Origin of the sequence: Enterobacter sp. 2VL, from assembly GCF_005503595.1 — a bacterium.
Taxonomy (GTDB): domain Bacteria; phylum Pseudomonadota; class Gammaproteobacteria; order Enterobacterales; family Enterobacteriaceae; genus Enterobacter; species Enterobacter cancerogenus.
In genome coordinates this window covers 668,369-692,820 of sequence record NZ_SCNE01000002.1, presented here as the reverse complement: position 1 = coordinate 692,820, position 24,452 = coordinate 668,369, and the positions used below count along the sequence as shown (strand labels likewise).

Below are 24,452 nucleotides of genomic sequence, written 5' to 3'. Positions count from 1 at the left end.
GATTAATCCTCCAGCGTGGCGTATTGCATGATTTTTTCCTGAGTGGCGTGCTCAGCCTCTATTTCGCCGGCAATACGACCGCTGCGCATCACCAGGATGCGGTCGCACATGCCCAACACTTCCGGCAGTTCGGATGAAATCATGATGATCGATTTACCTTTAGCGACAAGGCGGTTCATTAATTCATAAATTTCCAGCTTGGCGCCGACGTCTATTCCCCGGGTTGGCTCATCAAAAATTAAAATGTCGGTGTCTTTACAGACCCAGCGGGCGATGATGATCTTTTGCTGATTGCCGCCGCTGAGGTTGAGGGCCGCCTGTTCCAGATGCGGCGTTTTAATTCGCAATGCATCCACCAGTTTTTGGCTGGACGCCCGGCAGCGTTTTTCATCAACGTTGCCCGCCACGCCGGAATAGTCCGGGTAATTGCCGAGCATGATGTTCATTTCAACGGAGAGGCCGAGGGCAAGCCCCTCTTTTTTGCGGTCTTCGGTTAAATAGCTGATGCCTTTGCCAATGGCGTCCGCCACGTCTTTGATGCGGGTTGGCGTGCCGTTCAGCGTCAGGGTGCCGCCGTCGATCGGATCGGCCCCAAACAGCGCTCTGCCAAGCTCCGTCCGGCCCGCACCCATCAGACCGGCCAGGCCGAGGATCTCCCCGCGCCAGAGGGTAAAATCGATATCCTTCAGTACGCCGTTGCGCGTCAGGCCAGTTACCTCAAGCACTTTCTCAGTGCGCTGATGCGGTGGGCGTTTGGGATAGATATTGTCGAGATTGCGGCCCACCATCATGGCGATCAGCTCGCTAATCTGCACCCTGTCGTAATCGACGGTGGCGATGTACTGCCCGTCGCGCATTACCGTGGCGCGGTCGGCAATCAGCGCCAGCTCCTCCAGGCGGTGCGAGATGTAGACGATGCCCGTTCCCTGGGCCTTGAGCATATGCGTCACCTCGAACAGGCTCTCTATTTCGCTCTCGGTCAGCGCGGCGGTGGGCTCATCCATAATCAGCACTTTTGCGTTAACGGAAATGGCTTTGGCAATTTCCACCATCTGTTGCTGAGCCACGGTTAAATCACTGACCCGGGCATCCGGAGCAATCTTTAAATTCAGGGTTTGCAGTATTTTCTCAACCGCCTGGCGCTGCGCACGTTTATCGAGCTGCCAGCGGCTGTTTTTGCAAAACTCGCGGCCAATAAAGATATTCTCTTCGACGGTTAAATCGGGAAAGAGATTGAATTCCTGATGGATGATGGTAATACCCGCCAACTGGGCGCTGAGCGGATCGCTGAATGAAACCGGCTGGCCTTCAAACAGGATCTCTCCCGCATCAGGTTGATACACGCCGGACAGAATTTTCATCAGCGTCGATTTACCGGCGCCGTTTTCGCCCAGCAGGGCATGCACCTCGCCGCGACGTAAATCAAAATCAACCTGGCTCAGCGCAAGAACGCCGGGAAAGCGTTTCGTTATCCGCTTCATCTGTATAAGAGTTTCTGACATTGCAAGATTCCTGTGTTGGAAAGGCAATGAATCACTGGCATAACGGTTTTATAAGTAAGCTAACTCGACTTAGCTTGCGTCCTTAAAAGCTATTTTAGGGTCAGAATTTAGCCAAATCATTTGTATTCAAATTGTGACGCTGTGCAAAGGTAATTTATTAACCTATTGATAAATATCCAATAATGCTATTTTTGCTGAATCGTAATACCTGACGTCGATCGAATTTTGACCGCTCATCGTGAAACTGCTCACAGATCCTGCACAATTCTCTTGTCTCGTTTTCAGTGCAAAACCTAAGCTAATTCGAGTTAGCAAATTTCACATCTCTCGGTCAACGGTGCTGTCGATGCGCATTTTGTACGGCTACGCCCCATGAAACGGAGAGGTTAACCAACGTGAGGAAGGGCTATGAAAACAAAAACAGCGTTACCCCGTATTGGCATCCGACCCGTTATCGATGGCCGTCGGCTGGGTGTACGCGAATCTCTGGAAGCGCAGACCATGAACATGGCGAAGGCAACGGCGGCGCTGTTGAGCGAAAAACTCCGCCATCCCTGCGGAACGCCTGTGGAATGCGTGATTGCCGATACCTGCATCGCCGGTATGGCCGAGTCGGCGGCCTGTGAGGAGAAGTTCAGCACTTCGCACGTTGGCCTGACGATAACCGTGACGCCCTGCTGGTGTTATGGCAGCGAAACCATTGATATGGATCCCCTGCGTCCGAAAGCCATCTGGGGCTTTAACGGCACCGAGCGCCCCGGCGCGGTGTATCTGGCGGCGGCGCTGGCGGCGCACAACCAGAAGGGCATCCCGGCGTTTTCGATCTATGGTCACAACGTGCAGGACGCAGGGGACGAGAGTATCCCCGCTGACGTAGAAGAAAAACTGCTGCGCTTCGCCCGGGCGGGCCTGGCGGTTGCCAGCATGAAGGGGAAAAGCTATCTCTCCATCGGCGGCGTCTCGATGGGGATTGCCGGCTCGATTGTCGATCATAACTTCTTTGAATCCTGGCTTGGCATGAAGGTCCAGGCCGTGGACATGACTGAACTGCGTCGCCGCATCGATCATAAGATCTACGATGAGCAGGAGCTTGAGCTGGCGCTGGGCTGGGCGAACGCGCATTTCCGCTTTGGCGAGGACAAAAATGCGCAACAGTATCGGCGCGATGAGCAGCAAAACGCAGCGATCCTGCGCGAAAGCCTGCTGATGGCGATGTGTATCCGCGACATGATGCAGGGCAACGCGAAGCTGGCCGATGCTGGACGCGTGGAGGAGTCGCTGGGCTATAACGCCATCGTCTCCGGCTTCCAGGGGCAGCGCCACTGGACGGATCACTACCCGAACGGCGATACCGCAGAAGCGCTGCTCAACAGCTCCTTCGACTGGAACGGCATTCGCCAGCCCTGCCTGGTGGCAACCGAAAACGACAGCCTGAACGGCGTGGCGATGCTGTTTGGCCATTTGATGACGGGGACGGCACAAATTTTTGCCGACGTGCGCACCTTCTGGTCCCCGGAGTCGGTGGCGCGTGTGACCGGCCAGAAGCTTACCGGGCTTGCGGAGCACGGCATTATCCACCTGATTAACTCCGGTTCGGCTGCGCTCGACGGTACGGCCGAGCAGAAAGATGCTAACGGGAAACCGACCCTCAAGCCGCACTGGGAGATGACCCAGCAGGAGGCCGATGCCTGCCTCGCGGCGACCCGCTGGTGTCCGGCGGTGCATGAATATTTCCGCGGCGGTGGCTTCTCGTCTCATTTCCTCACCCGCGGTGGCGTGCCGTTTACCATGACCCGGGTGAATATCATTAAGGGCATTGGCCCGGTACTGCAAATCGCAGAAGGCTGGAGCGTCGATCTGCCCGACGCGGTGCACGACGTATTGAACAAGCGTACGGACTCCACCTGGCCGACGACCTGGTTTGCGCCGCGTCTTACCGGGAAAGGCCCGTTCAGCGATGTCTATTCGGTGATGGCAAACTGGGGGGCGAACCACGGGGTGTTGACCGTGGGACACGTCGGGGCCGACTTCATCACCCTGGCATCCATGCTGCGTATTCCGGTGTGCATGCATAACGTGCCGGACGCGCAGATTTACCGCCCGACGGCCTGGGGTGCGCACGGAATGGACGTCGAAGGGCAGGACTACCGCGCCTGCGAAAACTACGGACCGCTGTACAAACGTTAACCCTGACTGCCCGCCTGTCCGGGCGGGCAACCTGTGGGGGCCATAATGAAAAAATGCTTTCTGGTTCTCGACTGTGGCGCGACCAACGTGCGCGCCATTGCGCTCGATCCTGACGGGAAGATTGTGGCGCGTGCGGCTGTCGCAAACGCCAGCGAAAGCGCGGCTGAAAATCCGGCATGGCATCAGTGGTCGCTGGACGCCATCATGCAGCGATTTGCCCAATGCTGTCAGGCGATCGGCGCGGTCCTGAGTACGTACCGGCTGTGCGGCATAAGCGTCACCACCTTCGGGGTGGATGGCGCGCTGGTGGATGAGACGGGAGAGCTGCTTTACCCGGTGATCAGCTGGAAATGCCCGCGCACGGTCGCGGTGATGGAAAATGCGTCCCGACGCTTCTCCCCGGCAGAGCTGCAGCGAATAACCGGGGTAGGGCAGTTTAGTTTTAACACGTTATACAAAGTGCTGTGGCTGCGGGAAAACCGTCCCGACCTGCTGCAGCGCGCCCATGCCTGGCTCTTTATCTCCTCGCTGATCAACCATCGCCTGACGGGCAAAATGACCACCGATTTCACCATGGCGGGCACCAGCCAGATGTTCGATCTCGCTCAGCAGCGGTTCAGCGAAGCGATTCTCGCGAAGGCGGGGATCGCGCCTTCGCTTTTCCCGGCGCTGGTCTACCCCGGTGACGTAATCGGCGAGCTGCAGCCCGTCGCGGCGGCTCGGCTCGGGTTGCCTCCCGGCGTGCCGGTGATCTCCGCCGGGCATGACACGCAGTTTGCGCTGTTTGGCGCGGGGGCGGGGATTGATGAAGCGGTTCTTTCTTCGGGGACCTGGGAGATCCTGATGGCGCGCACGTCGCGCGTAAACACCGCGTCGCTCATTCACTATCCCGGGGCGACCTGTGAGCTGGACAGCCAGCCGGGGCTGTTTAATCCGGGCACGCAATACATGGCATCCGGCGTGCTGGAGTGGATCCGCAGCCTGTTCTGGTCTCCTGATACGAGCTGGGACACCATCCTTTCTCAGGTGGCGCAGCTGCCGAGGGGTGCGGACGGGGTGACGATGAATACGCAACTGCTCGATTCCCCGCTCGCCGGCTGGCAGGGCGTGACGCTCAACACCACGCCTGCCCACTTTTACCGCGCGGCGCTGGAGGGGCTGACGGCGCGACTGAAAGATAACCTGGGCGCGCTGGAGGACATCGCGCAGTTTACGGCGCGCGAGCTTCTGCTGGTGGGCGGCGGCAGCCGTAATGCGCTGTGGAATCAGCTTAAAGCCGATGCCCTCGGGATCCCGGTTAAAGTGCTTGATGAGGGTGAAACGACGGTGCTTGGTGCGGCCTTGTACGGCTGGTGGGGCACCGGAGAGGCCGCCAGTGCCGTTGCGGCTCGGGCCTGCGTGGAGTATCGCTACCGCTATTTTTATCCAGAGGGAAAAAACCATGCTTAAAACGATATCACCGCTGATCTCACCCGCGCTGCTTAAAACCCTGGCGGAAATGGGGCACGGAGATGAGATTATTTTTGCGGACGCCCATTTTCCCGCGCATAGTCTCGGGCCAGAGGTTATTCGCGCCGACGGCCTGCGGGTGAGCGATTTACTGGCTGCCGTCATCCCGCTTTTTGAACTCGACAGCTATGCCCCGCCGCTGGTGATGATGGCACCCGTGGAAGGGGATACGCTTGATGCTGCGGTCGAGGCGCGGTACCGCCAGGCATTATTCGGCAACGAAGAAGGGGAGGGGATCGTGCGCATCGACCGTTACGCGTTTTACCAACGGGCGCAGCAGGCATTTGCCATCGTCGTGACGGGCGAGACGGCGAAGTACGGCAATATTTTACTGAAGAAAGGCGTGACGCCGCAGGCATAAAAAAAGCCGGGTTCAACCCGGCTTTTTCAATTCAGCACACTTACCAGACGTATGTCAGCAGGCTGTGTGAATCCGGTACCATGAAGTCCACGGACATCATCACGCTGAGTGCGGTAATGGCGATGATGGAGAAGCCGAACAGCTTGCGCGCCCAGACCTTATCATCTTCCACTTTGTAGCCACGCAGCGCCATGCCGAGCCACCAGACGCTCACCGCAGCCGCCACCACCAGATATTTGTATCCAGCGTAACCGCCCAGAGAGAGCATCAGCGTTGCCACGGCAAAAGCGATGATGTAGAGCGTGATGTGGTTCTTGGCCACTGAAATGCCTTTCACAACCGGCAGAACCGGGATGTTCGCTGCCTGATAATCCTTAAAGCGGAAAATCGCGATGGCATAGGAGTGCGGCATCTGCCACAGGCTAAAGATAGCCAGCAGGATGAGCGCACCGCTGTCGAACTCGTTCGTGACGGCGCAGTAGCCAATCACCGGCGGCGCAGCGCCGGAGAGTGAACCAATCAGCGTGCCGTAGACGGAGTGACGTTTCATATACAGGCTATAAACGCCCACATATACCACGAACCCCATCACCCCCAGCCAGCAGGCCAGCGGGTTAGCACCAAACCACAGCAGCATAAAGCCAGCAATACCCAGCAAGGTGGCGTACACCAGCGAGACGGAAGGGGCGATCAGGCCTTTCACCAGCACCCGATTTTTGGTCCTCTCCATCTTCTTGTCGATATCCATGTCGATGTAATTGTTAAATACACAACCGGACGCAACAACCAGTGACACACCCACCAGCGTGGAAGCAAAGAGGGTGTAATCGATGCTGCCTTTGGAGGCCAGCAGGAACCCTCCGATCACGGAGATCAGGTTGCCAAAGATGATGCCTGGTTTCGTTACTTGCAGGTATTGCTTAAACATACTCGCCGCTCTTAGTGAACCATCATGTTGTAGTTGAGGTTCCACATAATCCAGATGGAACCGACTACCAGGATAGCGATGATAATCACGGTAAAGATAAAGGCGGTCATATTCCAGCCTTCATCGGACTTGGTGTTCATGTGCAGGAAGCAAACCAGATGCACCAGAATCTGAATCACCGCGGTCACCAGGATTGCACCCAGAATAACCGGCTTAGACGCAGAACCGCTCATCACCATCCAGAACGGGATCACCGTGAGGATGATCGACAGGATGAAACCTGTCATGTAGGTTTTTACGCTACCGTGGGAAGCGCCATGATCGTTTGAATGACTCATTACATCGCCCCCATCAGATACACTACAGAGAACACACAGATCCACACCACGTCCAGGAAGTGCCAGAACAGACTCAGGCACATGATACGCGTGCGGTTTGTGCTGGTCAGGCCGCGACGGGATACCTGGAACATCAGTACAGCCATCCAGATAAGACCCGAGGTGACGTGCAGACCGTGGGTACCCACCAGCGCGAAGAACGCTGACAGGAAGCCGCTACGATCCGGACCGAAACCTTCCATGATCAGGTGATGGAATTCATAGATTTCCATCCCGATGAACCCAGCACCAAACAACCAGGTCAACGCCAGCCAGGAGACAACCTGGCTCTTGTTGTTTTTGTACATGGCGATCGCCGCCATGCCGTAGGTGATGGAGCTGAATAACAGCAGTGCGGTTTCTACCAGCACGAACGGCAGTTCAAAAATGTCCTTGCCGGTCGGGCCGCCCGCCGTGCCGTTCACCAGAACGGCATAGGTCGCGAACAGACAGCAGAACAGAATGCAGTCGCTCATCAGGTAGATCCAGAAACCGAAGACTTTCATCGGTCCTGTATCGTGGTGCGCATGTTCATGCGCGTGGGCAGTTGAGTGCGCCAGAGTATCAGTTGCCATGTTTCAGCCCCGCTTTAGAAATCTCGTCGAAATGCTGTTTTTCCAGCGTTTCAACTTCACGGACTGGTACGTAGTAGTCCACGTCCTCGTCAAAGCTCTTCACAATCCAGCTGATGACGATGCCAGCAAAGCCAACAATCGCAAGCCACCAGATGTGCCAGATCATTGCGAAACCAAATACCGTTGCGAAGGCGGCAATCACAATGCCCGCACCGCTGTTTTTCGGCATGTGGATCTCTTCGTAATGAGCAGGTTGCTTGTACGCTTCACCTTTTTCTTTCATTTCCCAGAATGCGTCGCGCTCGTGGATCTGCGGCACAATGGCGAAGTTATAGAAAGGAGGTGGGGAAGAGGTTGCCCACTCCAGCGTACGGCCACCCCATGGGTCACCGGTCAGGTCACGGTTCTGCTCGCGGTCGCGAATAGAGACGTAGAACTGAATCAGCTGGGACGCAATACCACAGGCAATCAGCACCGCACCGCCTGCTGCAATCATCAGCATTGGGTGGAACTGCGGATCGATCTGCTGGCTCAGGCGACGGGTCATACCCATGAAGCCCAGCACGTACAGCGGCATAAAGGCAACGAAGAAGCCGATGATCCAGAACCAGAACGCGCGTTTACCCCATTTTTCGTTCAGGGTGAAACCGAACGCTTTTGGCCACCAGTAGGTTACGCCAGCGAAGCAGCCGAAGACCACGCCACCGATGATAACGTTATGGAAGTGCGCAATCAGGAACAGGCTGTTGTGCAGTACGAAGTCCGCACCTGGTACCGCCAGCAGTACACCGGTCATACCCCCTACAGAGAAGGTGACGATGAAGCCGATGGTCCACAGCATCGCTGAGTGGAACACGATACGACCCTGGTACATGGTGAACAGCCAGTTGAAGATCTTAACCCCGGTAGGGATTGCGATAATCATCGTGGTGATACCGAAGAAGGCGTTTACGTTCGCGCCCGCACCCATGGTGAAGAAGTGGTGCAGCCAAACGATGAACGACAGTACGGTAATACACACGGTTGCCCACACCAGCGAGGTGTAGCCAAACAGGCGTTTACGCGAGAAGGTTGCTGCGATTTCGGAGAAGACACCGAACACTGGCAGAACCAGAATGTACACTTCCGGGTGACCCCATGCCCAAATCAGGTTGATGTACATCATCATGTTGCCACCCATGTCATTCGTGAAGAAATGGGTGCCCAGATAGCGATCCAGGGTCAGCAGCGCGACGGTGACGGTCAGAATTGGGAATGATGCAATAATCAGGATGTTGGCGCACAGAGATGCCCAGGTAAATACCGGCATCTTGAACATGGTCATGCCAGGGGCACGCATCTTGATAATGGTCACGAAGAAGTTGATACCGGTCAGGGTTGTACCAACACCGGAGAGCTGAAGCGCCCAAATCCAGTAGTCGACACCTACGCCAGGACTGTACTCAATTCCCGAAAGCGGCGGGTAGGCCAGCCAGCCGGTCTGTGCGAATTCGCCCACACCCAGTGACAGGTTTACCAGAATAACGCCGACAACCGTGAACCAGAAGCTCAGGTTGTTCAGGAACGGGAACGCTACGTCGCGCGCGCCGATTTGCAGCGGAATGACCACGTTCATCAGACCGATAACCAGCGGCATCGCTACGAAGAAGATCATGATAACGCCGTGGGCGGTAAAGATCTGGTCGTAGTGGTGCGGCGGCAGGAAGCCAGCTTCACCCGCAGAAGCAAGTGCCTGCTGGCTACGCATCATGATTGCATCCGCAAAGCCACGAATTAACATGACGATACCGACGATGCAGTACATGATACCGAGTTTTTTGTGGTCAACCGAAGTCAGCCACTCTTTCCACAGGTAGCTCCACTTACCGAAGTAAGTGATCAGGCCAACTAAGGCCGCACCACCGATGATAATGGCAGCCACCGTAACCATGATAATGGGTTCATGGTAGGGCACTGCATCCAGTGTCAATTTTCCGAACATTTTCTTCCTCGGCCCCTTAGTGAGCGGTTTCCGCGTGGCTCATGTCCATGCCTTCCATCCCCTGGTGTGCGTTATGCTCACCTTCAGGCTGGGTCACGTCCATGCTCTTACCGTGGTCCATAAATTTGCCAATAACGTCTTTGAACAAATCAGGCTTCACGTTAGAGAAGTACTCCACCTTGTTGTATTCGCTTGGAATAGCCACTTTTTCGAACGCCGCCATGTCAGACATGGTGTTTGGCGACTGCTTCGCTTTTTCAACCCACTGGTCGAACGCGGCGCGGTCTGGCGTAGCGATAGCTTTAAACTTCATACCCGAGAAGCCCGGGCCACTATAGCTGGCGGAGATACCGTCGTAGGTGCCTGCTTCATTAGCGATCAGGTGCAGGTTGGTCTGCATACCGGCCATCGCATAGATCTGGCTACCCAGACGCGGGATGAAGAAGGAGTTCATTACGGAGTTGGAGGTCACTTTGAACTGAACCGGAGTGTTCGCCGGGAAGGCGATTTCATTCACGGTAGCAATGCCTTGTTCCGGATAGATGAAGAACCATTTCCAGTCCATGGAGACCACTTCAATGGTAATAGGTTTCTCATCGTGAACAAGCGGTTTGCTTGGCTCAAGCGCGTGAGTGGTTTTCCAGGTCAGTACGGCAAGGAACAGGATGATCAGAATAGGCACCGTCCAGACCACAGCTTCCACTTTATTGGAGTGTGACCAGTTAGGGCTATACTTCGCATCTTTATTGCTCGCACGGTACTTCCAGGCGAAACCAACAGCCATCAAGATGGCCGGGATAACCACAATCATCATCAGGCCAAATGCCGTCAGAATCAGTGAACGTTGTTCCAGTCCAATCTGTCCTTTGGGGTCTAGTAGTGCAGAATCGCAGCCGCTGAGTAATACAGTGCCTGCAAATAATGACAACCATCCCAAACTTTTATTGTATTTCCTGAGTCTCATTTAACGACCTCAATTCCACGGGAGTCTGGTGGCGTTTAAAGTGTGGGGGCATTTTACGGGAAGGTTACATTACTGTAAACATCATTAGGCCTGTGTCAGGAAGGTGTTACCGGGTTCTGCCGTGCATGTCACAAGTGTTGCAGATTGTGTCGCTTTTTAAGACAGAAGCCGCGTGCCACGGGCTTTATTACGAAAGGATCCCCAAGCATAGCTCAAAAGGGACAATTGGTATAACCATTGTCAAAAATATACAAAAAATTAACAATTAATTATCAATATAAAGACAATTAAAAAACGAAAAATCAATCTTTCAAATGCTGAATCGGTTAACGGAAAATAGCGTTTTGGATTTGGCTCCAATAATTTCCAAAAACTATCCCGCACAAAACAACAAATATTTTTTTTAGCCGCCGTCGGTTATTTCGCCGTTATAATTTCGTCTCGTGATTACAACGGGAAATAACCTTTCGCTTTTTTCTTCAGGTCATCTGCGTTTTACGCAATGCCAGAAAATCAAGCATGCCGCCGAGAAGGATCCCGGCAACGGCCAGCAGCGCACCCACGTCCAGCAGAAGGGTATCAAACGGAAGTGACAACGCGGTTGTGGCGTTGATAATCAGTACTGCAAGCCACAGCACCAGCGCAAGGCAGCCCACCATTAACAGACGCAATGCAAAACGGTAGACGCGATGGTATTCGGTGCGCGGCATAAAGTGGTCTGTCCGCTGGGTATATTCCAGCGTCCGGCGACACACCAGCAGCAGTAATATTCCAGGTACGGCAGCAATCACGGAGAAGAGATAAAACGTCGGCCAGCCGTGCGCTTCAACAAACCAGCCCGCAATCGGCCCGACATAAACGCGGCCCACGGCGGAGAGCGCCGAGAGCAGGGCGAACTGCGTGGCGGAAAACGACTTGTTGCACAGGGTCATGAGCAGAGCGACGAAGGCCGCGGTTCCCATTCCGCCGCAGAGGTTTTCAAAGAACACCGCGGTCGCCATGCTGATCATATGTTTGTCAGTGATGGAAAGCAGCCAGTAACCCGCGTTCGATGCCCCTTGCAGGATGCCGAAGATCAGCAGGGCGCGGAACAGGCTCAGGCGCTGCATCAGGACGCCGCCATACAGCGCGCCGAGGATGGTCGCAAACAGCCCCAACGTTTTATTCACCACGCCAACTTCACCGGCATCAAAACCAACGCCGCGGATCAGGAAGGTGGTCGTCAGGCTCATGGCAAACGCATCGCCCAGCTTATAAAGGACAATCAGCAGAAGGATGAGCCAGGCATTGTTACGGCCAAAGAAATCACGCAGCGGTTCGGCAACGGCCTGTTCCAGCGAGCGTGGAACCGGGATCACATCGCTCGGTTCGGGCGCAAGCAGGGTCGCGATGATGCAGGGGATCAGCAGGGCGGCCATCAGCCAGTACATGCCCTGCCAGCCAAGGTAACGGTCGGCCAGCCAGAGCGCCAGCCCACCGGACACGAGCATCCCCAGCCGATAACCCAACACGCTGATGGCGGCTCCCGCCCCACGCTCTTCGGCAGGTAAGACGTCCGTTTTCCAGGCATCAAAAACGATATCCTGCGACGCGGAGCAGAAGGCGATAACCACCGCCAGCGCGGCCATCCAGCGCAGCTGCGTTGTCGGCTCCAGGAAGCCCATACCGGCGATGGCCAGCAGCAGCAGAATCTGAGTGATGACCAACCAGCCGCGACGACGCCCCAGGAACGGCGGTGTATAGCGGTCCATGACAGGCGACCACAGGAATTTAAACACGTAGGCCTGGCCCACGAGCGAGAAGAAACCAATGGTTTTAAGATCGATGTTCTCAACGGTCATCCAGGCTTGCAGCGTGCCTGACGTGAGCGCGAGCGGTAAACCTGAGGCGAAACCGAGGATCAGCAAGATAGCTGATTTAGGCTGCTGGAAAATGCGTAAGTAGTGACTCGACATGTTCTTCTAAGTCTGACCCGGCTAACCGCCGGGTCAGTGAGCAGGATTAACGGGCGTTCTGCTTGATAAACTCGTGGATGCTGGTGTCCTGAGCCATATCGGCAATGGTGTCAGTCAGCACGCTATTAACCGCGTCAGCAATGTTTTTGTTAGAGGCCTGGAAAGCGCCTTCAACGGAGTAGCTGGCACGGTAGTTTTTGTTCATCTTGTTGCCATTCTTCGCCGTTGCGATGATCGCGATGTCAGCTTTGGTGGCAATGTTGTAACGCACGTTACCCTGGGAAACGTCAGCGTACAGGTTGTTCACGATGATCTGCAGATCTACCGCGCCGCTTGGGCCAACCATGTAACCGCGAGCGGTCATCTGCTTCTCAAGCACTTCCTGCAGCAGGAAACGCAGGTCGCGGGAAGCGGTCAGCGTAACCTGCTGGTTATCACGGGTCACTTTCGCCAGGGCTTGATCCTGACGCTGGTCGGCACCGTTAATGCTGATCGTCACGCCCATCAGGCTCGGGTCTTGCTGAGGAAGAGTAATTTTTGGCGTCACATCAATGGTGGTTGGCGGGGTTGCGCAGCCTGCCAGCATGAAAAGTGCTACCAACGGAAAGAAGATTTTTTTTAACATTTTGAGGTTCTCAACGAATCGTAAGCATTTAGCGAGAAAATTTGTCGTCATCATAACATCGCCAACGACGAGGGGAAGTGGTCAACGCATGTAAATTCATCGCCTTGTCCGAAAACTGACCGGCCCACCGCTTTTCTCCGCCCGTTATGGGCAAATCGCATGAGTCTCATCGTTAACTTCATTCGTTTGACTGAGAAAATCGGATGAAAGCTAAATATTTGTTGTCAAGGTGTAATGGAAACGGTAAAAGCGGCTAATATTTAAAGGGATGGGTGACATCTTAGCGTTGTCGGAGGAGTAATTTCATGATGATACGTGAACAGATAGAAGAAAAACTAAGGGCAGCGTTTAACCCTGTGTTCCTCGAAGTCGTCGACGAAAGCTATCGTCATAACGTACCGGCAGGTTCTGAAAGCCACTTCAAAGTGGTGTTGGTGAGCGATCGTTTCACGGGAGAGCGCTTCCTGAATCGTCATCGCTTAATCTACAGTACCCTGACGGAAGAACTCTCCACAACCGTACATGCGCTGGCATTGCACACCTATACCATTAAGGAATGGGAAGGCCTGCAGGATACGGTCTTTGCCTCACCACCCTGTCGCGGTGCGGGCAGCATAGCCTGATAAATCGGATTTGCAACCGCTGGAGTTTTTCCAGTATGTTGCTTAAAGATTTCGTCAAAACGGCCTCCGGGCCGTTTTGTTTTGTCTGAGTTTTGAGCGCATGGCGCATTTTTAAGGCTAAAAATAGCCTTAAAGTGTGAAAAAAGCCGCAGCAACATGCCCCAACCGTTCTCGACTCACCTAAGTGATGCCGCTATAATGCCGCGTCTTATTGAATGTCTTCGGGATGATTCTGGCGACAGGGAATGTAAATCTGCACATTGAGAGAGCATCCCGGTAAAACAGACAGATTCAGAGTTGACCGAGCACTGTGATTTTTTTGAGGTAACAAGATGCAAGTTTCAGTTGAAACCACTCAAGGCCTTGGCCGCCGTGTAACGATTACTATCGCTGCTGACAGCATCGAAACTGCTGTGAAAAGCGAGCTGGTCAACGTAGCAAAAAAAGTACGTATTGACGGCTTCCGTAAGGGCAAAGTACCAATGAATGTTGTTGCTCAGCGTTATGGCGCTTCCGTGCGTCAGGATGTGCTGGGTGAACTGATGAGCCGCAACTTTATTGATGCCATCATCAAAGAAAAAATTAATCCAGCCGGTGCGCCAAACTACGTGCCAGGCGAATACAAAATGGGCGAAGACTTCACCTACTCCGTAGAGTTCGAAGTGTACCCGGAAGTTGAGCTGAAAGGTCTGGAATCCATCGAAGTTGAAAAACCGATCGTTTCCGTGACTGACGAAGACGTTGACGGCATGCTGGATACCCTGCGCAAGCAGCAGGCGAACTGGAAAGACAAAGAAGGCGCAGTTGACGCTGAAGACCGCGTAACCATCGACTTCACCGGTTCCGTAGATGGCGAAGAGTTTGAAGGCGGCAAAGCGTCTGACTTCGTACTGGCAATGGGCCAGGGTCGTATGATCCCAGGCTTCGAAGACGGTATCAAAGGCCACAAAGCGGGCGAAGAGTTCACCATCGACGTGACCTTCCCGGAAGAATACCACGCTGAAAACCTGAAAGGGAAAGCAGCGAAGTTCGTGATCAACCTGAAGAAAGTTGAAGAACGCGAGCTGCCAGAACTGACTGAAGAATTCATCAAACGTTTCGGCGTGGAAGATGGTTCTATCGCGGGTCTGCGTGCCGAAGTGCGTAAAAACATGGAACGCGAGCTGAACGGTGCTGTACGTAACCGTGTGAAATCTCAGGCTATCGAAGGCCTGGTGAAAGCGAACGAAATCGACGTTCCTGCTGCCCTGATCGACGGCGAAATCGACGTTCTGCGCCGTCAGGCTGCACAGCGCTTCGGTGGCAACCAGCAGCAAGCGATGGAACTGCCTCGCGAACTGTTCGAAGAGCAAGCGAAACGCCGCGTTGTTGTTGGCCTGCTGCTGGGCGAAGTGATTCGTACCCACGAGCTGAAAGCTGACGAAGAGCGTGTGAAAGGCCTGATCGAAGAGATGGCTTCCGCGTACGAAGATCCATCAGAAGTTGTTGAGTTCTACGGTAAGAACAAAGAGCTGATGGACAACATGCGCAACGTCGCACTGGAAGAGCAGGCTGTTGAAGCGGTACTGGCGAAAGCGAAAGTAACCGAAAAAGAGACCTCCTTCACCGAACTGATGAACCAGCAGGCGTAATTTCGCCTCAACGTTTAAAGTTTGAACAAAAAACCCGTTGCCTCACGGCGGCGGGTTTTTTTTATCGCAGCGATAGGCCAGGAAGAGTGCGAAAACGCCCTTTCAGTGATAGCGTATCAACAAAAGGTTGTTATGCTTGAAATAGAGCACTGCGAACCCCATAAGTATGTAATCACGATCAATGAGACTGGCTGATAATCCGTCCATGAGGTTACAATCAGTACAGCAGGTGTTTTCAATTTAGATCCAGGAGACGGACATGTCATACAGTGGCGAACGAGATAACTTTGCACCCCATATGGCTCTGGTGCCAATGGTTATTGAACAGACCTCACGTGGTGAGCGTTCTTTTGATATCTATTCCCGTCTGCTCAAGGAACGCGTTATCTTTCTGACCGGCCAGGTCGAAGACCATATGGCTAACCTGATCGTGGCGCAGATGCTGTTTCTGGAAGCGGAAAACCCGGAAAAAGACATCTACCTGTACATTAACTCGCCTGGCGGGGTTATTACGGCGGGGATGTCCATTTATGACACCATGCAATTTATCAAGCCGGATGTAAGCACCATTTGTATGGGTCAGGCGGCATCCATGGGGGCATTCCTGCTCACCGCGGGTGCCAAAGGTAAGCGTTTCTGCCTGCCAAATTCCCGCGTGATGATCCACCAGCCGCTGGGCGGCTACCAGGGTCAGGCAACGGATATTGAAATCCACGCCCGCGAAATTCTGAAAGTAAAAGCGCGCATGAATGAACTTATGGCGCAGCATACGGGTCAATCTCTTGAGCAGATCGAGCGCGATACCGAGCGCGATCGCTTCCTCTCTGCACCAGAGGCAGTTGAGTACGGCTTAGTCGACTCCGTTTTGACCCATCGTAATTGATGCCTGCGACGCGAGTGTGCCGCTATACTAAGGTAGGGCGGCACGCTGCTGTAAACAGCTTGCGTCTGAGAATGGCATTTGCGTCGTCATGTGCGGCACAAAGAACTTAAAAAGAGGTTTGGACTCATGACAGATAAACGCAAAGATGGTTCGGGCAAACTGCTGTACTGCTCTTTTTGCGGCAAAAGCCAGCATGAAGTGCGTAAACTGATTGCCGGGCCGTCCGTGTATATCTGCGACGAATGTGTCGACTTATGTAACGACATCATTCGCGAAGAGATTAAAGAAGTAGCGCCTCACCGTGAACGCAGCGCACTGCCAACACCGCATGAGATTCGTCATCATCTTGACGACTATGTCATCGGTCAGGAGCAGGCTAAGAAAGTGCTGGCCGTTGCGGTGTACAACCACTATAAACGTCTGCGTAACGGCGACACCAGTAATGGTGTTGAACTGGGTAAAAGTAACATTTTGCTGATCGGGCCGACGGGTTCCGGTAAAACACTGCTGGCTGAAACGCTGGCACGCCTGCTGGATGTTCCTTTCACCATGGCCGATGCTACCACGCTGACCGAAGCCGGTTACGTGGGTGAAGACGTTGAAAATATCATTCAGAAACTGCTGCAGAAGTGCGATTACGACGTTCAGAAAGCACAGCGCGGGATTGTCTACATCGATGAGATCGACAAGATCTCCCGTAAGTCAGATAACCCGTCTATCACCCGTGACGTATCGGGTGAAGGCGTACAGCAGGCTCTGCTGAAGCTGATCGAAGGCACCGTTGCCGCGGTTCCACCGCAGGGTGGACGTAAACATCCGCAGCAGGAGTTCCTGCAGGTTGATACCTCCAAGATCCTGTTCATCTGTGGTGGTGCGTTCGCCGGTCTGGATAAAGTGATCTCTCACCGTGTTGAAACCGGCTCCGGCATTGGTTTTGGCGCGACGGTGAAATCCACGTCCGAAAAACCGAACGAAGGCGAGCTGCTTTCACAGGTTGAACCAGAAGATTTGATCAAATTTGGTCTGATCCCTGAGTTTATTGGTCGTCTGCCGGTTGTCGCCACGCTGAACGAGCTGAGCGAAGACGCGCTGATCCAGATCCTGAAAGAGCCGAAAAACGCCCTGACCAAGCAGTATCAGGCGCTGTTTAACCTGGAAGGCGTTGAGCTGGAGTTCCGTGACGAAGCGCTGGACGCGATTGCGAAGAAAGCCATGATCCGTAAAACCGGTGCCCGTGGTCTTCGCTCTATCGTCGAAGCGGCGCTGCTCGACACCATGTACGATTTACCGTCCATGGAAGATGTCGAGAAAGTGGTGATTGATGAGTCAGTTATCGGCGGTCAAAGCAAACCGTTGCTGATTTACGGTAAGCCGGAAGCGCAGCAGGCATCTGGCGAATAATTCGCCAATTCATACAAGCAGTTAATCAAAAAGGGGGGATTTTATCTCCCCTTTATTTTTTCCTTATTCATGGCGTTGAATGTATGGAATACATCCCCATATACTGGATTACATGTTAATGGTTGTGTGAAGCACAGTTACATGACCAGTTTACCTGGCGGACACTAAACTAAGAGAGAGCTCTATGAATCCTGAGCGTTCTGAACGCATTGAAATCCCCGTATTGCCGTTGCGCGATGTGGTGGTTTATCCGCACATGGTCATACCCTTATTTGTAGGGCGGGAAAAATCTATCCGTTGCCTCGAAGCCGCCATGGATCATGATAAAAAAATCATGTTGGTTGCCCAGAAAGAAGCATCAACGGATGAGCCGGGTGTAAACGATCTTTTCACCGTCGGGACCGTGGCCTCTATTTTGCAGATGCTGAAGCTGCCTGACGGCACCGTTAAGGTGCTGGTAGAAGGGCTGCAGCGTGCGCGTATTACCACTCTGTCTGACAATGGCGAGCATTTCTCTGCGAAGGCAGAGTACCTTGATTCGCCACAGCTTGATGAGCGCGAGCAGGAAGTGCTGGTGCGCACCGCGATTAGCCAGTTTGAAGGCTATATCAAGCTGAACAAGAAAATCCCACCAGAAGTGCTGACGTCGCTGAACAGCATTGACGATCCTGCACGTCTGGCTGACACCATCGCAGCGCATATGCCGCTGAAGCTGACGGACAAGCAGTCCGTGCTGGAGATGTCCGACGTTAATGAACGTCTGGAATATCTGATGGCGATGATGGAGTCTGAAATCGATCTGCTGCAGGTTGAGAAGCGCATTCGCAACCGCGTGAAAAAGCAGATGGAGAAATCTCAGCGTGAGTACTATCTGAATGAGCAAATGAAAGCCATTCAGAAAGAACTGGGCGAGATGGACGACGCGCCAGACGAAAACGAAGCGCTGAAGCGTAAAATCGACGCGGCGAAGATGCCGAAAGAGGCGAAAGAGAAAGCCGAAGCAGAACTGCAGAAGCTGAAAATGATGTCTCCAATGTCGGCTGAAGCGACCGTTGTGCGTGGCTACATTGAGTGGATGGTACAGGTTCCGTGGAACGCCCGCAGCAAGGTCAAAAAAGACCTGCGTCAGGCGCAGGAAATCCTGGATACCGACCACTACGGCCTGGAACGCGTGAAAGACCGCATTCTTGAGTACCTCGCGGTACAGAGCCGTGTAAACAAAATCAAAGGGCCAATCCTGTGTCTGGTTGGGCCGCCAGGGGTAGGTAAAACCTCTCTGGGCCAGTCCATCGCGAAAGCGACCGGACGTAAGTACATCCGCATGGCGTTGGGCGGCGTACGTGATGAAGCGGAAATCCGCGGTCACCGTCGGACCTATATCGGCTCCATGCCGGGTAAACTGATCCAGAAGATGGCGAAAGTGGGGGTTAAAAACCCGCTGTTCCTGCTCGATGAGATCGACAAAATGTCCTCGGACATGCGTGGCGATCCGGCATCTGCACTGCTTGAAGTGCTTGATCCAGAACAGAACGTGGCGTTCAGCGATCACTATCTGGAAGTGGACTACGACCTGAGCGATGTGATGTTCGTGGCGACCTCCAACTCCATGAATATTCCGGCTCCGCTGCTGGATCGTATGGAAGTGATCCGTCTGTCCGGTTATACCGAAGACGAAAAGCTGAACATCGCTAAGCAGCACCTGCTGCCGAAGCAGATTGAGCGTAACGCCCTGAAAGCCAACGAGCTGACCGTTGATGACAGCGCGATTATTGGCATCATTCGCTATTACACCCGTGAAGCGGGCGTGCGTAGCCTTGAGCGTGAAATCTCTAAGCTGTGCCGTAAAGCGGTGAAACAGCTGCTGCTGGATAAGAGCCTGAAGCACATTGAGATTAACGGCGACAACCTGCATGCGTACCTTGGCGTTCAGCGCTTCGACTACGGTCGTGCCGACAACGAGAACCGCGTGGGCCAGGTTACTGGTCTGGCATGGACGGAAGTGGGCGGCGATCTGCTGACCATCGAAACCGCCTGTGTACCGGGCAAAGGCAAGCTGACCTACACCGGCTCGCTGGGTGAAGTGATGCAGGAATCCATTCAGGCAGCGCTGACCGTGGTGCGTGCGCGTGCGGAGAAACTGGGTATCAATCCTGATTTCTACGAAAAACGCGACATCCACGTTCACGTTCCTGAAGGGGCAACGCCGAAAGACGGCCCAAGCGCCGGTATCGCGATGTGTACCGCGCTGGTCTCTTGCCTGACGGGTAACCCGGTGCGTGCCGATGTGGCGATGACCGGTGAAATCACCCTGCGCGGCCAGGTTCTGCCAATTGGTGGATTGAAAGAAAAACTGCTGGCGGCGCACCGTGGTGGGATCAAAACCGTATTAATTCCGGACGAAAATAAACGTGACCTGGAAGAGATTCCGGATAACGTTATTGCCGATCTTCAGATCCATCCGGTGAAACGCATTGAGGAAGTTCTGACTCTCGCACTGCAGAATGAACCCTCCGGAATGCAGGTTGTAACCGCAAAATAGTGACCTCGCGCAAAGAGCGTCAATAAAAACAAGGCTGGTAAGTCATTTCGTACTTGCCAGCCTTTTTTTGTATAGCTAATTTAGATTGCTGATCGGGCCAGCCATCAACAACGGGTGTTGTAAGGTCATGGCAGGCCTGATATAACTGCTGCGCGGTCGCGTTGTGAAGGATTCAGGCGCGATATAAATTATAAAGAGAGGAAGAGAACAGTGAATAAATCTCAACTGATTGACAAAATTGCTGCTGGTGCTGATATTTCTAAAGCTGCAGCTGGACGTGCGTTAGATGCTTTAATTGCTTCTGTTACTGAATCTCTGCAGGCTGGGGACGACGTTGCACTGGTTGGTTTCGGTACTTTTGCTGTTAAAGAGCGTGCTGCCCGTACTGGCCGTAACCCTCAAACCGGTAAAGAGATCACTATTGCTGCCGCTAAAGTGCCGGGCTTCCGTGCAGGTAAAGCGCTGAAAGACGCAGTAAACTGATTGCTTTCCCGCTTAAGGGAAGCCGAAAAGTATAAGGGCGCATCATTCGATGTGCCTTTTTTGTTTGTCCAGGCCTGATTTATGCGAGTTTATGCGAGTTGTGGGCTGACAATCGCACTGGTTTCTTGTCACAATACGCCTTTACGCGCAGCGGTCAGGATTTTCCGTTAGCGTCAGGTAACCAGTCACATACAGCGGAGTGTTGTTACACCATGATGGACAGCTTACGCACGGCTGCTAACAGTCTCGTGCTCAAGATTATATTCGGTATCATTATCGTGTCGTTCATATTGACCGGCGTGAGTAGCTACCTCATCGGCGGTGGCGCCAACTATGCCGCAAAAGTGAATGGCCAGGAAATTAGCCGTGGGCAGTTTGAGAATGCTTTCGCCGGTGAACGTAACCGTATGCAGCAACAGCTGGGCGATCAATTCTCTGAACTGGCTGCAAACGAAGGCTACATGAATAACCTGCGCCAGCAGACGCTGAACCGTCTTATCGATGAAGCGCTGCTTGACCAGTATGCCAAAAATCTGGGACTGGGGATCAGCGACGAGCAGGTCAAAAAAGCGATCTTCTCGACGCAGGCATTCCAGTCTAACGGGAAATTCGATAACGCTCGTTATAACAGCATCGTTAATCAGATGGGGATGACGGCAGACCAGTATGCGCAGGCGCTGCGTAACCAACTGACCACCCAGCAGCTCATCAATGCCGTTGTAGGCACGGATTTCATGCTCAAAGGTGAAACGGACGAACTGGCTGCGCTGGTGGCGCAACAGCGCGTTGTGCGTGAAGCGACTATCGACGTCAACGCCCTGGCTGCGAAGCAGCAGGTGAGCGACGCCGAAGTAAATGCCTGGTACGAGCAGAACAAGAATACTTTCGTTGCGCCTGAGCAGTTCCGCGTAAGCTACATCAAGCTGGATGCCGCCGCTCTGCAGGGGAATGCCTCAGATGCGGACATTCAGTCTTACTACGACCAGCACCAGGATCAGTTCACCCAGCCGCAGCGTAACCGCTACAGCGTGATCCAGACCAAAACCGAAGCCGATGCCAAAGCCGTTCTCGACGAGCTGAACAAAGGTGCCGATTTCGCGACGCTGGCGAAAGCAAAATCCACCGACATCATCTCTGCCAAAAATGGCGGCGATATGGGCTGGCTGGAAGCGGCAACGACCCCGGACGAGCTGAAAAACGCCGGTCTGAAAGACAAAGGCCAGCTCTCTGGCGTGATTAAATCCTCCGTTGGTTTCCTCGTGGCGCGTCTGGACGATGTTCAGGCCGCGAAAACCAAGCCGCTGGCTGAGGTGCGCGATGAGATCGCGGCCAAAGTGAAGCAGGAAAAAGCGCTGGATGCCTTCTACGCCCTGCAGCAGAAAGTGAGCGATGCCGCGAGCAACGATAACGAATCTCTGGCGGGTGCAGAGCAGGCCGCGGGTGTGAAAGCCGTTGAGACGGGCTGGTTCGGCCATGACAACCTGCCGGAAGAGCTGAACTTCAAGCCGGTTTCTGATGCCATCTTCAACGGTGGTCTGGTGGGCGAAAACGGTGCGCCGGGTAGCAACTCAGACATCATTACCGTCGACGGTGACCGTGCCTTCGTGCTGCGCGTGACCGATCATAAAGCTGAAGCGGTGAAACCGCTGGCTGAGGTGAAAGACCAGGTGATTGCCCAGGTTAAACACAGCAAAGCCGAGCAGCAGGCGAAGCTGGACGCTGAAAAACTGCTGGCCGCTCTGAAAGCGGGCAAAGGTGATGAGGCGCTGAAAGCGGCGGGTCTGAGCTTCGGTGAAGCGAAAACGCTGAGCCGTACCGGTCAGGATCCTGTCAGCCAGGCGGCGTTCAGCCTGAGCCAGCCAGCGAAAGGCAAGCCAGGCTACGGCACTGCAACCGATATGCAGGGTAACGTGGTTCTGCTGGCGCTGGATGAAGTGAAAGCGGGAACGCTGCCGGACGCACAGAAAAAAGCGATGGTTCAGGGTATCACCCAGAACAACGCTCAGATCACGTTTGAAGCGATGATGAGCAACCTGCGTAAAGAAGCCAAAATTAAGCTCGGCGACGTCATCACGCAGCAGCAATAATTACGTCGCTGCTCGCAGATTTTCGTAACGCTTTGCAAAACCTAAAGGCCGCTTTCGCGGCCTTTTCCATTTCTGTTATCTGCCGTTTGTGCCTGTTTTCCCTTGTCGCTATCGTGATGTGGCTGTCAACAAACAAGGAGAAAACAGCATGAAACGTGGAATCAAAGCACTGCTTATTACCCTGGCTATTGCCACCACCGGGATGAGCGCAGGCGCGCTGGCGTCAACGCCCGCAGCTAAAACGCAGGCCGCCCAGAGCAAATCTGATTCAACCGCACAGGCGCAGGGGCAAATGAAAGCCACTGACGCGGGTAAAAGCGCGGAGGATGACGGCACGCGAGTGAGCATCAATTCGGCATCGGCAGAGGATCTTGCCCGCGCGATGAACGGCGTCGGCCTGAAAAAAGCCCAGGCGATCGTCAGCTACCGGGAAGAGTACGGTCCATTTAAAACGGTCGACGATCTGAAACAGGTCCCGGGCATGGGGAGCTCGCTGGTTGAGCGCAACCTCTCACACCTGACGTTGTAATCGCACAATAACTTGCACGGCGGCAAAAATTTGCCAGGATAAAGAGGTCATACCAGTTATGACCTCTGAACCTATAACTACAGTAAAGGCTTTTGCGCTATGCAGACAAAAATCAAAGTACGCGGTTTCCATCTAGATGTGTACCAGCACGTCAATAACGCTCGCTATCTCGAATTTCTGGAAGAGGCTCGCTGGGATGGCCTGGAAAACAGCGACAGTTTTCAGTGGCTGACCGCACACAACATCGCGTTTGTGGTCGTCAATATTAATATCAACTACCGGCGTCCTGCCGTGCTGGGCGATGTCCTGACCGTGACCAGCCAGGTCCAGCAGCTAAACGGAAAAAGCGGTGTACTAAGCCAGGTGGTGACGCTGGATCCAGAAGGGCAGGTGGTGGCCGATGCCCTGATCACCTTTGTGTGCATCGATCTCAAAACGCAAAAAGCGCTGCCGCTGGAAGGGGAGTTACGTGAAAAGCTGGAGTTGATGATCGTGTAAGGTGAGATAGATATCACCGTGCTGTCGGCGTTAACGTGGCGGCAGCACGGTGTAATGCCCGGTTATTTCAGGCCGGTCTTTTGCTTCATGGCGGCCATCACGCCGGGTTTATCGGCCAGGTAGTGGTTCAGGCCATTAGCACGCAGGTTACAGGCCGCACACTGGCCGCACCCGTCGCCTTTGATGCCGTTGTAGCAGGTCAGGGTTTCACTGCGCACCAGGTCCAGTTTGCCCCAGTAGTCTGCCAGCGCCCAGGTTTCGGCTTTGTCGAGCCACATCAGCGGCGTTTCGAAGCGCGTCTCTTTCGCCATGCCAAGGTTTACCGCGTGGTTCAATGCTTTGACGAACTCATCGCGGCAATCCGGATAGCCCGAAAAGTCGGTTTCACACACGCCGGTGATCACCGCTTCGGCTTTAACCTGGTATGCATAGATCGCGGTTAAGGTCAGAAAGAGGATATTACGGCCCGGCACAAAGGTGTTCGGGATGCCGCTGGCGTCGGGTTCGTAATCAGGTACCGGAATACTGTCGCGGGTGAGGCTGCTTACGGCCAGTTCGTTTAACAGGTTAACGTCCAGCACCTTGTGCGCACGTGCGCCCAGTTTCAGGGCCAGTTCGCGCGCAACGTCGATTTCCGCGCGATGGCGTTGACCATAATCGAAAGTGACACAGTGAACTTCATCGTACTGATGAAGGGCCTGAATCAGGCAGGTAGTGGAATCTTGTCCTCCGCTGAACACGACGACGGCACGTTTCATAAATCATCTCGACAGTTACGGTAAAAACGTTATGTTACCGCCTGGCCATGGCGGCG

General features: G+C 54.1%; 21 protein-coding genes. 12 read left to right on the top strand and 9 right to left on the bottom strand.

The features are described 5' to 3' along the window. Nucleotides 1–2 precede the first annotated feature (2 nt). On the bottom strand, nucleotides 3–1,502 hold the full coding sequence (locus FFS28_RS07665) for a sugar ABC transporter ATP-binding protein (RefSeq protein ID WP_137849207.1): 1,500 nt from the start codon (nucleotides 1,500–1,502) through the stop codon (nucleotides 3–5). Between the two features lie 408 nt (nucleotides 1,503–1,910). Here FFS28_RS07665 and FFS28_RS07660 point away from each other — a divergent pair, with 408 nt between their 5' ends. From FFS28_RS07660 to fucU, 3 genes are read left to right on the top strand one after another with little or no spacing between them, the layout of a single operon-like run. Next, entirely contained in the window at nucleotides 1,911–3,689 is a 1,779-nt protein-coding gene (locus tag FFS28_RS07660; RefSeq protein ID WP_102891347.1) for an L-fucose isomerase, read from the top strand. Nucleotides 3,690–3,731: 42 nt separating this feature from the next. Continuing rightward, a complete protein-coding gene (gene fucK / locus FFS28_RS07655) occupies nucleotides 3,732–5,138 on the top strand; it encodes an L-fuculokinase (protein ID WP_474210113.1) in 1,407 nt (468 codons plus the stop codon). Next, nucleotides 5,131–5,559 carry an L-fucose mutarotase gene (gene fucU, locus FFS28_RS07650; protein ID WP_137849205.1) on the top strand — a complete coding sequence of 143 codons (429 nt, stop codon included), beginning with the start codon at nucleotides 5,131–5,133 and terminating at the stop codon, nucleotides 5,557–5,559. The genes fucK and fucU overlap by 8 nt, the downstream gene beginning before the upstream one ends. Before the next feature lie 40 nt (nucleotides 5,560–5,599). On the opposite strand, the gene cyoE is transcribed toward fucU, so the two are convergent. From cyoE to FFS28_RS07615, 7 genes are all read right to left on the bottom strand, one after another. Continuing rightward, complete coding sequence (gene cyoE / locus FFS28_RS07645; RefSeq protein WP_006176898.1) at nucleotides 5,600–6,487, bottom strand: heme o synthase; 888 nt, start codon at nucleotides 6,485–6,487, stop codon at nucleotides 5,600–5,602. 11 nt (nucleotides 6,488–6,498) lie between these two features. Further along, on the bottom strand, nucleotides 6,499–6,825 hold the full coding sequence (locus FFS28_RS07640; RefSeq protein ID WP_006176899.1) for a cytochrome o ubiquinol oxidase subunit IV: 327 nt from the start codon (nucleotides 6,823–6,825) through the stop codon (nucleotides 6,499–6,501). Beyond that, nucleotides 6,825–7,439, bottom strand: coding sequence for a cytochrome o ubiquinol oxidase subunit III (locus FFS28_RS07635; protein ID WP_006176900.1), 615 nt, complete (start codon nucleotides 7,437–7,439; stop codon nucleotides 6,825–6,827). Before FFS28_RS07635 ends, FFS28_RS07640 begins: the two co-directional genes overlap by 1 nt. After that, a complete protein-coding gene (cyoB, locus tag FFS28_RS07630; RefSeq protein WP_137849204.1) occupies nucleotides 7,429–9,420 on the bottom strand; it encodes a cytochrome o ubiquinol oxidase subunit I in 1,992 nt (663 codons plus the stop codon). Before cyoB ends, FFS28_RS07635 begins: the two co-directional genes overlap by 11 nt. A 16-nt stretch (nucleotides 9,421–9,436) precedes the next feature. Further along, the gene (cyoA, locus tag FFS28_RS07625) at nucleotides 9,437–10,384 is read right to left on the bottom strand and encodes a cytochrome o ubiquinol oxidase subunit II (RefSeq protein ID WP_006176902.1); all 948 of its coding nucleotides are present in this window, start codon (nucleotides 10,382–10,384) and stop codon (nucleotides 9,437–9,439) included. A gap of 479 nt (nucleotides 10,385–10,863) precedes the next feature. Further along, a complete protein-coding gene (gene ampG, locus FFS28_RS07620; RefSeq protein WP_137849203.1) occupies nucleotides 10,864–12,339 on the bottom strand; it encodes a muropeptide MFS transporter AmpG in 1,476 nt (491 codons plus the stop codon). Between the two features lie 46 nt (nucleotides 12,340–12,385). Further along, nucleotides 12,386–12,964 (bottom strand): lipoprotein, encoded by a 579-nt coding sequence (locus FFS28_RS07615; RefSeq protein ID WP_137849202.1) that lies wholly within the window; start codon nucleotides 12,962–12,964, stop codon nucleotides 12,386–12,388. 305 nt (nucleotides 12,965–13,269) lie between these two features. Here FFS28_RS07615 and bolA point away from each other — a divergent pair, with 305 nt between their 5' ends. The 9 genes from bolA (at nucleotide 13,270) to FFS28_RS07570 (ending at nucleotide 23,638) form a co-directional block, all read left to right on the top strand. Continuing rightward, on the top strand, nucleotides 13,270–13,587 hold the full coding sequence (bolA, locus tag FFS28_RS07610) for a transcriptional regulator BolA (protein ID WP_047051135.1): 318 nt from the start codon (nucleotides 13,270–13,272) through the stop codon (nucleotides 13,585–13,587). A gap of 332 nt (nucleotides 13,588–13,919) precedes the next feature. Further along, nucleotides 13,920–15,218, top strand: a complete 1,299-nt coding sequence (tig, locus tag FFS28_RS07605) for a trigger factor (RefSeq protein ID WP_006176906.1) — start codon at nucleotides 13,920–13,922, stop codon at nucleotides 15,216–15,218. 259 nt (nucleotides 15,219–15,477) lie between these two features. Continuing rightward, the gene (clpP, locus tag FFS28_RS07600; protein WP_014069126.1) at nucleotides 15,478–16,101 is read left to right on the top strand and encodes an ATP-dependent Clp endopeptidase proteolytic subunit ClpP; all 624 of its coding nucleotides are present in this window, start codon (nucleotides 15,478–15,480) and stop codon (nucleotides 16,099–16,101) included. 126 nt (nucleotides 16,102–16,227) lie between these two features. After that, on the top strand, nucleotides 16,228–17,502 hold the full coding sequence (gene clpX / locus FFS28_RS07595) for an ATP-dependent protease ATP-binding subunit ClpX (RefSeq protein WP_006176908.1): 1,275 nt from the start codon (nucleotides 16,228–16,230) through the stop codon (nucleotides 17,500–17,502). Between the two features lie 184 nt (nucleotides 17,503–17,686). After that, nucleotides 17,687–20,041 carry an endopeptidase La gene (gene lon, locus FFS28_RS07590; RefSeq protein ID WP_006176909.1) on the top strand — a complete coding sequence of 785 codons (2,355 nt, stop codon included), beginning with the start codon at nucleotides 17,687–17,689 and terminating at the stop codon, nucleotides 20,039–20,041. 210 nt (nucleotides 20,042–20,251) lie between these two features. Further along, nucleotides 20,252–20,524 carry a nucleoid-associated protein HU-beta gene (gene hupB, locus FFS28_RS07585; RefSeq protein ID WP_002444653.1) on the top strand — a complete coding sequence of 91 codons (273 nt, stop codon included), beginning with the start codon at nucleotides 20,252–20,254 and terminating at the stop codon, nucleotides 20,522–20,524. Between the two features lie 212 nt (nucleotides 20,525–20,736). Continuing rightward, nucleotides 20,737–22,611: a peptidylprolyl isomerase gene (gene ppiD, locus FFS28_RS07580; RefSeq protein WP_137849201.1), complete on the top strand. Its 1,875-nt coding sequence runs from the start codon at nucleotides 20,737–20,739 to the stop codon at nucleotides 22,609–22,611. Nucleotides 22,612–22,759: 148 nt separating this feature from the next. Further along, nucleotides 22,760–23,140, top strand: coding sequence for a helix-hairpin-helix domain-containing protein (locus FFS28_RS07575; protein ID WP_137849200.1), 381 nt, complete (start codon nucleotides 22,760–22,762; stop codon nucleotides 23,138–23,140). Nucleotides 23,141–23,239: 99 nt separating this feature from the next. Continuing rightward, nucleotides 23,240–23,638, top strand: coding sequence for a YbgC/FadM family acyl-CoA thioesterase (locus tag FFS28_RS07570; RefSeq protein ID WP_006176913.1), 399 nt, complete (start codon nucleotides 23,240–23,242; stop codon nucleotides 23,636–23,638). 62 nt (nucleotides 23,639–23,700) lie between these two features. Here the strand turns inward: FFS28_RS07570 and queC are convergent, their stop codons facing one another. Then, nucleotides 23,701–24,396, bottom strand: coding sequence for a 7-cyano-7-deazaguanine synthase QueC (queC, locus tag FFS28_RS07565; RefSeq protein ID WP_058609290.1), 696 nt, complete (start codon nucleotides 24,394–24,396; stop codon nucleotides 23,701–23,703). Between the last annotated feature and the right edge of the window lie 56 nt (nucleotides 24,397–24,452).

What these genes read in the sequence shown, in the direction of transcription:
- FFS28_RS07665 (WP_137849207.1), bottom strand. Translation starts at nt 1,502, where the DNA reads ATGTCAGAAACTCTTATACAGATGAAGCGGATAACGAAACGCTTTCCC.
- FFS28_RS07660 (WP_102891347.1), top strand. Translation starts at nt 1,911, where the DNA reads ATGAAAACAAAAACAGCGTTACCCCGTATTGGCATCCGACCCGTTATC.
- fucU (WP_137849205.1), top strand. Translation starts at nt 5,131, where the DNA reads ATGCTTAAAACGATATCACCGCTGATCTCACCCGCGCTGCTTAAAACC.
- cyoE (WP_006176898.1), bottom strand. Translation starts at nt 6,487, where the DNA reads ATGTTTAAGCAATACCTGCAAGTAACGAAACCAGGCATCATCTTTGGC.
- FFS28_RS07640 (WP_006176899.1), bottom strand. Translation starts at nt 6,825, where the DNA reads ATGAGTCATTCAAACGATCATGGCGCTTCCCACGGTAGCGTAAAAACC.
- FFS28_RS07635 (WP_006176900.1), bottom strand. Translation starts at nt 7,439, where the DNA reads ATGGCAACTGATACTCTGGCGCACTCAACTGCCCACGCGCATGAACAT.
- cyoB (WP_137849204.1), bottom strand. Translation starts at nt 9,420, where the DNA reads ATGTTCGGAAAATTGACACTGGATGCAGTGCCCTACCATGAACCCATT.
- cyoA (WP_006176902.1), bottom strand. Translation starts at nt 10,384, where the DNA reads ATGAGACTCAGGAAATACAATAAAAGTTTGGGATGGTTGTCATTATTT.
- ampG (WP_137849203.1), bottom strand. Translation starts at nt 12,339, where the DNA reads ATGTCGAGTCACTACTTACGCATTTTCCAGCAGCCTAAATCAGCTATC.
- FFS28_RS07615 (WP_137849202.1), bottom strand. Translation starts at nt 12,964, where the DNA reads ATGTTAAAAAAAATCTTCTTTCCGTTGGTAGCACTTTTCATGCTGGCA.
- bolA (WP_047051135.1), top strand. Translation starts at nt 13,270, where the DNA reads ATGATGATACGTGAACAGATAGAAGAAAAACTAAGGGCAGCGTTTAAC.
- tig (WP_006176906.1), top strand. Translation starts at nt 13,920, where the DNA reads ATGCAAGTTTCAGTTGAAACCACTCAAGGCCTTGGCCGCCGTGTAACG.
- clpP (WP_014069126.1), top strand. Translation starts at nt 15,478, where the DNA reads ATGTCATACAGTGGCGAACGAGATAACTTTGCACCCCATATGGCTCTG.
- clpX (WP_006176908.1), top strand. Translation starts at nt 16,228, where the DNA reads ATGACAGATAAACGCAAAGATGGTTCGGGCAAACTGCTGTACTGCTCT.
- lon (WP_006176909.1), top strand. Translation starts at nt 17,687, where the DNA reads ATGAATCCTGAGCGTTCTGAACGCATTGAAATCCCCGTATTGCCGTTG.
- ppiD (WP_137849201.1), top strand. Translation starts at nt 20,737, where the DNA reads ATGATGGACAGCTTACGCACGGCTGCTAACAGTCTCGTGCTCAAGATT.
- FFS28_RS07575 (WP_137849200.1), top strand. Translation starts at nt 22,760, where the DNA reads ATGAAACGTGGAATCAAAGCACTGCTTATTACCCTGGCTATTGCCACC.
- FFS28_RS07570 (WP_006176913.1), top strand. Translation starts at nt 23,240, where the DNA reads ATGCAGACAAAAATCAAAGTACGCGGTTTCCATCTAGATGTGTACCAG.
- queC (WP_058609290.1), bottom strand. Translation starts at nt 24,396, where the DNA reads ATGAAACGTGCCGTCGTCGTGTTCAGCGGAGGACAAGATTCCACTACC.